At 38.1% G+C, this 10,943-nt stretch carries 10 protein-coding genes; 4 read left to right on the top strand and 6 right to left on the bottom strand.

Going from position 1 to position 10,943, the window contains the following annotated elements; translation table 11 throughout:
• The 3 genes from ALPR1_RS08310 to ALPR1_RS08300 form a co-directional block, all read right to left on the bottom strand.
• Positions 1-615, bottom strand: a complete 615-nt coding sequence (locus tag ALPR1_RS08310; protein WP_008199897.1) for a DUF4159 domain-containing protein — start codon at positions 613-615, stop codon at positions 1-3.
• A gap of 90 nt (positions 616-705) precedes the next feature.
• Entirely contained in the window at positions 706-2,022 is a 1,317-nt protein-coding gene (locus ALPR1_RS08305; RefSeq protein WP_008199896.1) for a TldD/PmbA family protein, read from the bottom strand.
• Between the two features lie 17 nt (positions 2,023-2,039).
• Entirely contained in the window at positions 2,040-3,683 is a 1,644-nt protein-coding gene (locus ALPR1_RS08300) for a TldD/PmbA family protein (protein WP_008199894.1), read from the bottom strand.
• A 368-nt stretch (positions 3,684-4,051) separates the two neighbouring features.
• Between ALPR1_RS08300 and ALPR1_RS08295 the strand changes: the two genes are divergently transcribed.
• The gene (locus tag ALPR1_RS08295; protein ID WP_008199892.1) at positions 4,052-4,975 is read left to right on the top strand and encodes an NAD-dependent epimerase/dehydratase family protein; all 924 of its coding nucleotides are present in this window, start codon (positions 4,052-4,054) and stop codon (positions 4,973-4,975) included.
• Here ALPR1_RS08295 and ALPR1_RS08290 read toward each other — a convergent pair.
• Together ALPR1_RS08290 and ALPR1_RS08285 are read right to left on the bottom strand one after the other, a co-directional pair.
• Positions 4,972-6,126, bottom strand: coding sequence for a hypothetical protein (locus ALPR1_RS08290; RefSeq protein ID WP_153231780.1), 1,155 nt, complete (start codon positions 6,124-6,126; stop codon positions 4,972-4,974). The two genes, ALPR1_RS08295 and ALPR1_RS08290, sit on opposite strands and share 4 nt — an antisense overlap.
• A 65-nt stretch (positions 6,127-6,191) precedes the next feature.
• Positions 6,192-7,346, bottom strand: coding sequence for a hypothetical protein (locus ALPR1_RS08285; RefSeq protein ID WP_008199888.1), 1,155 nt, complete (start codon positions 7,344-7,346; stop codon positions 6,192-6,194).
• Positions 7,347-7,502: 156 nt separating this feature from the next.
• Here ALPR1_RS08285 and ALPR1_RS08280 point away from each other — a divergent pair, with 156 nt between their 5' ends.
• Positions 7,503-8,408: a cation diffusion facilitator family transporter gene (locus ALPR1_RS08280; protein ID WP_008199887.1), complete on the top strand. Its 906-nt coding sequence runs from the start codon at positions 7,503-7,505 to the stop codon at positions 8,406-8,408.
• On the opposite strand, the gene ALPR1_RS08275 is transcribed toward ALPR1_RS08280, so the two are convergent.
• Positions 8,405-8,989, bottom strand: coding sequence for a uracil-DNA glycosylase family protein (locus tag ALPR1_RS08275; protein WP_008199885.1), 585 nt, complete (start codon positions 8,987-8,989; stop codon positions 8,405-8,407). The two genes, ALPR1_RS08280 and ALPR1_RS08275, sit on opposite strands and share 4 nt — an antisense overlap.
• 226 nt (positions 8,990-9,215) lie before the next feature.
• Here ALPR1_RS08275 and ALPR1_RS08270 point away from each other — a divergent pair, with 226 nt between their 5' ends.
• Both ALPR1_RS08270 and ALPR1_RS08265 read left to right on the top strand, forming a co-directional pair.
• A complete protein-coding gene (locus ALPR1_RS08270) occupies positions 9,216-9,800 on the top strand; it encodes a DUF4136 domain-containing protein (protein ID WP_008199883.1) in 585 nt (194 codons plus the stop codon).
• Between the two features lie 241 nt (positions 9,801-10,041).
• Entirely contained in the window at positions 10,042-10,890 is an 849-nt protein-coding gene (locus ALPR1_RS08265; RefSeq protein WP_008199881.1) for an OmpA/MotB family protein, read from the top strand.
• The last annotated feature ends 53 nt before the right edge of the window (positions 10,891-10,943 follow it).

Below are 10,943 nucleotides of genomic sequence, written 5' to 3'. Positions count from 1 at the left end.
TTAGGTTAAAGCGTAGACCACTATGTTGACGCCAAATTTGGTGTTATCCACTTTCAAAAAGCGTTTATTTCTAAAGTCATAGTCCCATTCGCATCCATAATCTTTATTGCTATACAAGACTCCTATTCTTCCATTGATGATAATGGCCTTGAGGTAATCATGGACTAAATCATCTCCCCAACCATTTAACTCAAAAGAGGTTGCCGGTGGGCCATCTTCAAACTTGAAGAAGCAATTGTATAGGTAGTGGTCATTTGGGATTTTCTGTAAAGCATCCGAACCGAATATCTCGGCCATTTCAGCTTCAAATGACTTAGCAAATAAGCCATCAATATCATGGTTGCAATCATCTGCAAAGACAAAGCCTCCATTTTCAACATAAGTTTTAAAGTTATTTCTCTCTTGAGTAGAGAAATCCACCAGTTTATGTCCACTGATGTAGCAAAAGGGACTTTTGAAAATTTCCGGACTGCTCAACTCCACAATTTTCTCGGTTTCATCAACCGGAATGGTAGTGTATTCCACCAGGGAATTAATCAAGTTGGAAGGCATCCTTTGATCTGTATCCCAGTTTCCCGAATTGTACTTAATTCTGGTGAAGAAGAAAGGGCGCATGGTTGGTTTATTTCAAATTGACAGAAATATGCAGGCAGTGAAATTCATTCTCATCGAACAAAATTTCCCTGCCTGCTTTCTGTATCCTTTTTATACGGCGTCAGATAAACTCGAGAAGGTAAAGTCTCTGATTTTCATTGCAGGGACCAGACTTCCATCAACTCGTTGTGGTTTACCCATCGATTCAATGTTATTCAACATGATAATTGGGCTTTCATTGAATCGGAAGTTTTTTACCGGGAACTTGATCTGTCCATCCTCAATGTAAAAAGTACCATCCCTAGTCAAACCTGTAAATAATAAGGTTTGAGGATCTACGGATCTGATATACCAAAATCTTGTCACCAAGACTCCTCTTTCAGTACTTCTCACCATATCTGCAAGACTTTCATCACCCCCTTCGAAAATCACTCCTCTAGGCCTAGGAACTGGCTCCACTCCTTGTTTGTCTGCCCAATAGCGAGAATAAAACAGGTTTTTCACCACTCCATTTTCTACCCACTGAGTTTTTTCCAATGGCAAGCCATCACCACTCCAAGGTGCTACAGGAATCTCAGTATTCGCCGGGTCGGAATAAATATTTACTCTTTCATCAAATATTTTTTCACCAATTCTGGTTCCCCCTCCTTTTTTACTCATGAAGCTTCTTCCTTCATCCGCACTCCTTGCATCTAATCCAAAAGTGAGTCTACCCAATAAATCTGAAGCTGCTCTAGGCTCTAAAATCACGGTATACTTACCAGGCTCAATTGCTTGGGCATTTTGTGAAGCCATCGCTTTCTGAACAGCAAGATTGGTTACAGAACCTGACTTCAACAGATTGACATCATTAAAGTCTGCACCAGAATATCCTGAACCTGTTCCATCATTGGTCCTCACCGTCACCGTGAAGTCTACAGATGTTCCTTTATTGTACCCAAACATTCCCTTGCTATTTCCCATCGCAGTAAAGCCTGAGAAATCCTCTAAATAACCAGCAGCTGTCAGGTTATTGTCAACACAAGGTTTGATACTATCAATTGCCAACTGGGCACGATAGTCAGGATCAATCTGATCCGTAGAATCAAAGAATGTTTTTGTCTCTTTATATTCCTGAGGTCCCAACATAGGCATGTATTCTGGGTTTTCAGGTGCCAACTTGGCAATCTCCTCTGCCCTTGCAACTGCCTTTTTTAGAGACTCGTCGTCTAACTCATTGATACTTGTGGAACCTGATTGCTTCCCAAACACTGAAGTGATGTTTAAGCTAATGCTATTGGTCTCCCCACTGGTATTGACTGTATTCCTAGCATATCTGATATTACCAGTTTTACCACCTGAAATACTTACCTCTGTTTCATCTGCTTTTGCAAAGGAGAGGGTTTTATCTATTATTTGTTTTGCTTCTTCTTTAGTTAAAATAGCCATTTCGTTGATGTTAAGAGTTAAATCTTTCTTCCGGTGTTAATTACATTGACTCCGTCAAAACGGGTGGTTGAACTTCCGTGAGAAACTGCCGAAACCTGAGAAGGCTGACCTTTTCCATCAAAGAAAGACCCGAAAAGCTTATAATCGTCTTTATCACAAATTTGTGAACAAGAATTCCAGAACTCCTGAGTATTGGACTGGTAAGCCACATCTTCAAGCATTCCGGCAATCTCTCCATTTTTAATCTCATAAAACAGCTGACCTCCAAACTGGAAGTTATATCTCTGCTGATCAATCGAATAGGAACCTCTACCTACGATATAAACTCCTTTTTCAACATCCTTGATCATATCTATAGCACTCAACTTTTCAGTTCCAGGTCTCAATGAAATATTGGCCATTCTCTGAAACTGAACAGATTCCCAGCTGTCTGCGTAGCAGCAACCTTGAGACTCTTCTTCACCGATGATGGCTGCTTGATCACGAATCGCCTGATAGTTTACCAGCACTCCATCTTTAATCAAGTCCCATTCTTTGGTTTTTACTCCTTCATCATCATAGGCCACATTCCCTAGAGAATGAGGCTGGATCTTATCAGCGAAAATATTCACTTTATCAGAGCCATATTTAAAATCTCCAGACTTCCACTTGTCTAATGTTGCAAAGCTTGTTCCTGCATAATTTGCTTCATATCCCAAAACTCTATCAAGTTCTAATGGGTGACCTACAGACTCATGTATTGTTAATCCTAAATGGTCAGGATCAAGTACAAGATCATATTTACCTGGCTCAACTGACTTTGCAGAAAGCTTTTCTACGGCTTGTTTAGCTGCAGCTGTAGCATCTTCCACGATATCATATGAATTTCTATAACCTATTAATCCTGCTGGACCGGCGATTTTTTCAGATTGAAGGCCATCCATGTATTCAAAACCCATTCCCATGGGTGCACTTAAAGCTTGGCGAGATCTAAAGTTCCCCTCAGATTGGTTGATCGCTGTCACGGTAAATGTTGGCCAAATTCTATGAACGTCCTGATCGATGTAAGAACCGTCAGTGGAGGCAAAATATTTTTGCTCGTTCACCATAAATAATGCTGAATTGACAAATGCTGCTCCATTTTGAATAGCTGCATCATTAGCATTTAGCAAAAGGTCTATTTTATCTTTTACTGGAACCTCAAACGCATTTTTCTCTATAGGAGTCTGCCAAACTACCTCGCCAGCTCCTACAACAGGGGCTAATTCGACTGGTTCCTTTTGAAGCTTTGAGTTGGCTTTCGCTATTGCTACGGCTGTTTCAGCACATGCTTTAATCCCATCAGGAGTTACATCCGATGTAGCAGAAAAACCCCATGTTCCTTCAGCAATGACGCGGATACCTACTCCAAAGGATTCGGCATTTGTGATATTCTGAACATTTTTTTCACGGGTGATCACGAATTGGTTTAGGTATCTTCCAATTCGAACATCCGTATAGGTGGCCCCTTTGGCTTTCGCTGCATTTAACGCGATATCTGCCAAAACTTTCTTTGCCGCTGGATCCATTCCAGGTTCCAATAGTCGATCTGCTGTTACAGGATTTCCCATCGCCAGCATTCCAGGTGTCATCAGGGCACCCAAGCCCATTCCGGAAAGGTGGATAAAATCTCTTCTTTTCAATGTACCTTTTGTTTAAATGTTAGGTGTTAGTGTAGTGTTTGGTTTAATAAGGGTAATCTTTCTAAAAATAACACTATCTGAATGGTAACCCAATTAAATTATACAACCGCGGTAAAATCTCCGTTTATCCCCCCATTTTAATGGTATGATTCACCCTACTTTTAAGAATTTGAATAAAAATGAGCCCAAAAAGCAGGATTTTTAAACGAGAATTAATGAGAATTTTAAAATTCCATGCTTTCAGTTCCGCATTTAAACCCCAACTATCAAATCAATTCAAAAAAAGATGTGTTTAAATTTCATTGGCTCAATCCTAACTTTTTAAGTTAAGAATTCTTACTTTTTGAAAAACTTTTAAAAACTGACGCATGAGACTTCACACCATCTTGGGAGCCAATGGAAACATTGCTCAAATTGTTTCACAGGAACTCTTCAAAAATGGCATCAAAGTAAGGCAATTTAGTAGACACCCGAGGAAAGTAAATGACACAGATGATCTCGCTTCAGGCGACCTATTGGACAGTTTAGCTGTATCCAATGCCATATCAGGATCCGAGGTAGTATACTTATTGGCAGGAATAAAATACGTCAGTAAAATCTGGGAAGAAGAATGGCCTATCATCATGAGAAATACCGTGGAAGCATGCATTACTCATGGGGCTAAACTGGTTTTCTTTGATAACATGTATTCTTATTCACCAGAGGAGGTAGGTCATTTGACTGAGGAAAGTAGCATGCATCCAAAAAGTCGGAAAGGAAAAGTCAGAAAAGAAATACTAGATATTTTATGGAAAGCTGTAGACGATAAAAAGCTGGTCGCCTTGGTAGCGAGAGCAGCGGATTTTTATGGACCTGAGGCATCAAATAGTGTTTTGCATGAAATGATCATCAAGCGAATGAAATCTGGAAAAGCACCTCAATGGCTTTACTCCAAAGAAAAGAAGCATTCCTTTACCTATATCCCTGACGCTGGAAAAGCTACCGTATTTTTGGCTTTGCAGGAGGATTCCTGGAATCAATCTTGGCACCTACCTACTGACCCTTCCTACCCCAGCATTCAGGAAATCGTAGACATGGCAAATCAAGAACTAGGAACTCAGTTCAAAATAAAAATCATGCCCTCCTGGTTAGTGAATTTCCTAGGCTTATTCATGTCCATCATGAAGGAAATTCATGAATTGAAATATCAAAATGCTCAAGATTACTGTTTCGATTCATCTAAAATTGAAAAACACTATGGATTGAAACCTACACCATTTAGAAATGGACTAAAAAAGTGTATCAAATCTTAATCCTCAGCTAGCTGAAGAAAGTATAAAACAATCCCATCGTCTTCGGTTTCGGAAAGCCCAGCTATCTTTGAAACTACTATTTCACCATTTTCATTGACCACCATTGGTGCATGTACTGGAACTGGGAAAGGGACATTGGTCGCTAATTGATTGAAATCCTTATCAAAAACTGCCACAAAATATGGGTCTTCGCGAAGAGCTCCCAAACCATATCTCTCTGAAAATTCAAGTTCCTGCATCCCTTCCTCCGAGATCCCCCTATGATATGTCACCAAGTAATAGTCTTCCAAGACAAATATATTATTCAGGTTGGCAGGCCTAATCTTTCTGATTTCCTCAAAAAACTTTTCTGGCGTTTCCATAGGAACAGGCTTATAGCCTATCCAATCGGGTATATTCACATCAATTGTTTTCTCAAAAATAAACTGACCTCCCTGCATTTGGTACACATATAATCTGGGCTCAATCCCCAAACTCAAAACCAGCTGATCTTCATCAAAAGTGTAGATAGGGACTGTAAACCCATGTACCTGACCGTTTAAAATTGGTGAACTCTCTGGCAAATCAATTGCATCGGAGATATCCTTTGTGGCTTTATCCTGTGATTCAATGATGGGCAGGGAATACATTGCCTGAAACATATTTTGATCTTCATGATTCGCCATTAAGGAATGCTGGGCAGGCTTGGGATAATAGACCTTATTTTCATGCTCAAATAACCCCAATTTTGGATTTGGAATAAAGACATCATAAGAATAGGGCAAAGTAATCTCTCCAACTTTGGTGGAATCATCAAACATCATGTACCCATTTTGAAAGTCGAACACTGTTACATCTCCGTTGAAATAACCAAGACTGACTGCATGCCCCACCACGTCTATCCCATCTCTATTAAATTGATTATGTGTTAGAATTTCGCCTTTTTGATCCACTTCTAAATACTCTCTGGGCTCCTCAGTAGCTAGCAAGAACTTTTTAGAATTTGGATCATAATCCAAAAGCCTCATTTCTTTGAGAAAGTCAACCTCTAAAGAGTCCGCTAATTCAATGGAAAAAACCTTTGGTTTATTATCTGTCTGAGTCTTTTCCCCACAAGAATAAACACTTAGTGTGAGGGCAAAAATTACAAGTTTTTGAAAGTAGTTTTTCATAGAAAAATCAAGGTTAATTAAAAGTCCAAATCTTAAAAACATATAATAGAGCATAAAACTCCAGATTAATTCTTCATCAATTTCAATTTATACAAGACAATCCCATCATCTTCAGTTTCGGATAAACCGGCTACTTTGGACACCACAATTTCACCTTTATTATTCACCACCATAGGGAAATTACTAGCGATGGGAAAGGGCACATTGGTCGCTACCTGATTAAAATCCTTATCGAAAACCGCCGCAAAATTAGGGTCCTTCCTTCGAACCGAAAGTCCACCGTCTACCTGAGGATCAAGACCTTTCATTTGGTCTTCAGTTAATCCTCTATTATAAATAGCCAAATAATAATCTCCTACCACCAGAATATTAGTCAAATTCCCTGGTCTTTTTTTCTGGTTTTCTATGAAAAACTGATCTGCATTATCTAATGGAACTGAAGTAGTTGGTACCCAATCAGGAATATCAACTTCTATAGTTTTCTCATATTGAAATTCATCCCCCACTTTTTTATAAATATAAATTTCCGGTTCAAACCACATACTCAACAAAAGTCTATCTCCATTCATGGTATATACCGGGATAGGAAAACCATGTACCTCATCGCTCAATAATTCTGAGGTCTCTGGAAGTCTCACAATGCCCAAGGTATCCCCTGTAGTTTTATCCTGCGATTCAATAATCGGCATTTTGAGCAAAGCTTGATAAAACTCACCTTCTTCAAAATTGACATTCATTGATTCTGGCCATGGCTTTGGATAGTAGATTTTATTTCCTGATTCAAACATCCCAAGCTTAGGGTACATCATTAAAGACATATGTGGATATGGAATACTCAGTTCACCCACTTTTGAAGAATCTTTGAAATAGTAATATCCTTTGGGAGGATTAAATACCGTCACGTTTCCATTGAAATAACCCAATCCAAGCGCTTGATTTACCGGAGAAGTCCCCTCTTCACTGAATTTATTATGTAAAAGGATTTCCCCATTATCATTGACTTCTAGGTATTCATAGTATGAATTAGTGGCCAAAAGATACTTTTCGGAATTTTGATCGTAATCCAAAAGCATCATCTCGCCTAAATAATCTACTTGAACCGAGTCAATAATTTCTAGTGAGTAAGTCTTTTCTTTTTCTTCTTCCTGGTCATTCGGAGAACAAGAAAAAATCAACATTCCAAAAACTGATAAAAGACAAAAATGATAACCTGATTTCATCTTATGGATTTTAGCTTAATTAATTGAAAAGATCATTTTAGAAAAGAATAGTTAAAACCACAAAAATTAACTATTAAAATAAGTGAATTAATAGAAATCCTTTCTGCAATACCCTTGCACTGCCCTTTTCTTAACTTAGAGTTTTAAATCATTGACATGGCGCATCATCATACTCCAGGACATCATCACCATCATGCCCCTAACTCAAATCTAAAGCTCGCTTTCTTCATGAATTTGAGCTTTACGATTCTTGAGATTATTGGCGGTATATGGATCAATTCTGTGGCTATCATCTCCGATGCTGTTCATGATTTAGGTGATTCGGTATCATTAGGACTCGCTTGGTACTTGGATAAAAAGTCCAAAAAATCTGCAAACCATCAATTCTCCTTTGGCTATACCCGTTTTTCTTTACTAGGTGCTTTAATCAATGCCTTGATTTTGATCATAGGATCCATATTCGTCATTACCGAAGCTGTAACAAGAATTCTAAATCCAGAGGTTTCAAACGCTCAGGGAATGATCATTTTTGCACTGATCGGGGTAGCCGTGAATGGATATGCCGCTTGGAAAGTTAGCCATGGATCAACTCAAAATGAGAAAGTGGTAAGCTGGCATTTGATAGAAGATGTTTTGGGTTGGGTAGCCGTTTTGATTGCAGGTACTATTCTATATTTCGTTTACATCCCTTGGCTAGACCCAGGACTATCCTTAGCTATTTCCATATTTATCCTTTGGAATGTATTCAAAAATCTTAAGGAGACGCTTTATATATTTTTACAGGCAGTTCCTGCAGAACTTTCTCTAGAAGAGATAAAAAAGAAAATTTGTGATATTGATCAGGTCGAATCAGTTCATCACACTCATTTATGGTCTTTGGAGGGTGCGCATCATGTCTTTACTACCCATGTCAGAATCAAAAAAGTTGATAATTTAAAAGAGGTTCTTGATGCAAAAACTGCAATCAAAGAGGTTTTAAAAGCTTATCCTTTTAGCCATTACACGGTAGAAGTCGAGCTCGAGGAAGAACTTTGTGAATTAACAGAACCTCATCAACATTAAGCATTCATTACTTCAAAAACATGTTGCCTCAATTCAGGGATGACTTGCTTTTCAAACCAGGGATTTTTTCTCTGCCATAGCCTGTTTCTAGGGGATGGATGAACCAAAGGGAAATATTGAGGCAAGTAATCTTTAAATGCTTTCACGGTCTCAGTGAGGTTTGATTTCCTTTCCCCATTTAAATAATAACGCTGAGCATATTGACCTATTAGTAGTATTAATTTTAAATCAGGCAATTCTTTTAAAAACTGCGGGTGCCAAGTAGGTGCGCATTCAGGTCTTGGGGGCAAATCGCCACTATTACCTTTGCCTGGGTAGCAGAATCCCATGGGTAAAATCCCGAAAATCTCTTCATTGTAAAACTCCTCTCTTCCTACATCTAACCACCTTCTCAATTCCTCCCCTGAAGGATCATTCCAAGGAATTCCAGTATTTTGAACTTTTGTTCCTGGAGCTTGCCCTACAACCAATATCTTGCTTTTGGGATGAATCCTAAAAACTGGCTTTGGTTCAAAAGGAATTTTACCTGCACAGATTAAACAAGCCCTTGCTTGTGAACTAAGCAAATAAAGTTTATCCATTTGTTATTTTTTCATCAAAAAAACCAAATTATATATGTCTTCCAACAAACATTCTCCTAAATAAGCAGGATGCAGGATGCATTATTAATATTTTTTCAATACCTTAAATAGGTAGTCTTCTCATTTACAAGTATTTGAAAACAATACTGACTGTAGAGAAGTTAATCCAAAGTATAAGAATTGTTCGTAATTCTAGTAAATCACATACAATATAGAATTTGACCTTATGAAAAACTCCTACCTCATCTTGACCCTTCTATTAATTATCTGCGTTAGCTGCTTTTCTCAAAAAGATTACGTCACAGAATACGATTATAATTATCAGGGTTCTTTTAAGAAATATAAAACTTTTGCTTTTGTAGTCCCTGAAGAGATTGACTCCACCACTATATCACCAATATTAAATGCAACAATTGGTGCAAGATTGGGATCTCAGGGCTTTAGAGAATACGAACCAAAACCTGACATGTTGGTGAGTTATAAAATTTTCGTTGATTCCATCCGTTACAGAGGATATGTACAACCCGAGTTTAATTACTGGTTAAATAGAAGAGGCGTAACGACAAAAAATGAGGAAGGAGAGGAAGAAAAAGAGCAGGAAAAAGATGAAACTTACAATCAGGTAAAATATCAAGAAAATCAGGGGATGCTCGTTATTTATGTGATTGATAGTAAGAGAGGCAATACAATATGGCAGGGCTATACAGCGGCTAACTTTGATTTAGAATCCCCCAATTTCCGTTCTGATATAACGAGAGCTGCCTACCGAGTGATGAATGAATTCAAGGTCGTCAATAGGTTTATGCAATAATACTTACCCTTTTAAGAGGGAATTTTCTTAGCCAAAGTGTGGAGGCCCTCCACAAATAATTCAAATATCCTGTCATCTAGCAGGATATTTTTTTTGTGTAAAAGCAGGGAGTTTTTGTACAAAAAGTGCTCAAACACCCATTATTTAAAGGTTTTTACCGTGAAATGCTTTTTTAAAAGTTCTTGATTCAGGTTGTGGCAGTTGGTTTGGAATTAATAGAGAAAACCAAGAACACTAAACAATGAAAAAATCATTTATTATCACTGGAATTTTGGGAGCGTCTATGATGGTCTCTTGTGTTTCTAAAAAGAAATACACTGAACTTGAGAGCAATCTTTTTAAAACCCAAACGGAACTAGCTAACACTAATCAGGAAAAAGCTGAATTAGAAGAAAAAATGGCAATCATTGAAGCCAGAGTAGCAGAGTACAATAATAGAATTAATTCTTTGAGAGCAGTAAATGATGAGCTAAGCGGAGAAAATGCTAGTCTGTATGACATCCAGGGCTCAACAATTATGTCTAAGAACTCCAAAGAAAAAATGAATGAAACTTTGGCGAAAGTAGACCAAGCAAAATTAGCTGAGGCACAAACGCTGGAAGATTCAGTCAACTTGGCTGTTGAATACAATCTAAAACAAAACATCACTGAAACTACTGTTGATGGAGAAGAAGATGACGTTCAAATCGACATCGATCAAACCGTAGTGATGATTTCTGTTTCTGATAAATTATTGTTCAATACCGGAAGTTATAGAATCAATAAAAAGGCAGATCCTTTATTACAAAAACTAGCAGAGGTTATCAATGCTGAGCCTTCTCTTCAAGTAATGATTGAAGGACACACAGATCCAAGATCTATTTCTACTGGAGTACTTCAAGATAACTGGGATCTTTCTGTAAAAAGAGCTACCAGTATTGTGAGAAAACTTCAAGAAAACTATTCTGTAGCTCCAGAAAAAATGATCGCTGCAGGTAGATCTAGCTACATGCCTTTAGTAGAAAATGATACCCCAGAGAATATGGCTATCAATAGAAGAACAAGAATCGTATTGATCCCAGATCTAGACATGTTCTTTGCAATGCTTTAATACACAATAAAACCACTACCAACCAAAGAAGGCTGGTCCATATGGATCAGCCT

This window comes from Algoriphagus machipongonensis, assembly GCF_000166275.1.
Classification (GTDB): domain Bacteria; phylum Bacteroidota; class Bacteroidia; order Cytophagales; family Cyclobacteriaceae; genus Algoriphagus; species Algoriphagus machipongonensis.
This window is presented reverse-complemented; position numbering and strand designations above follow the sequence as displayed.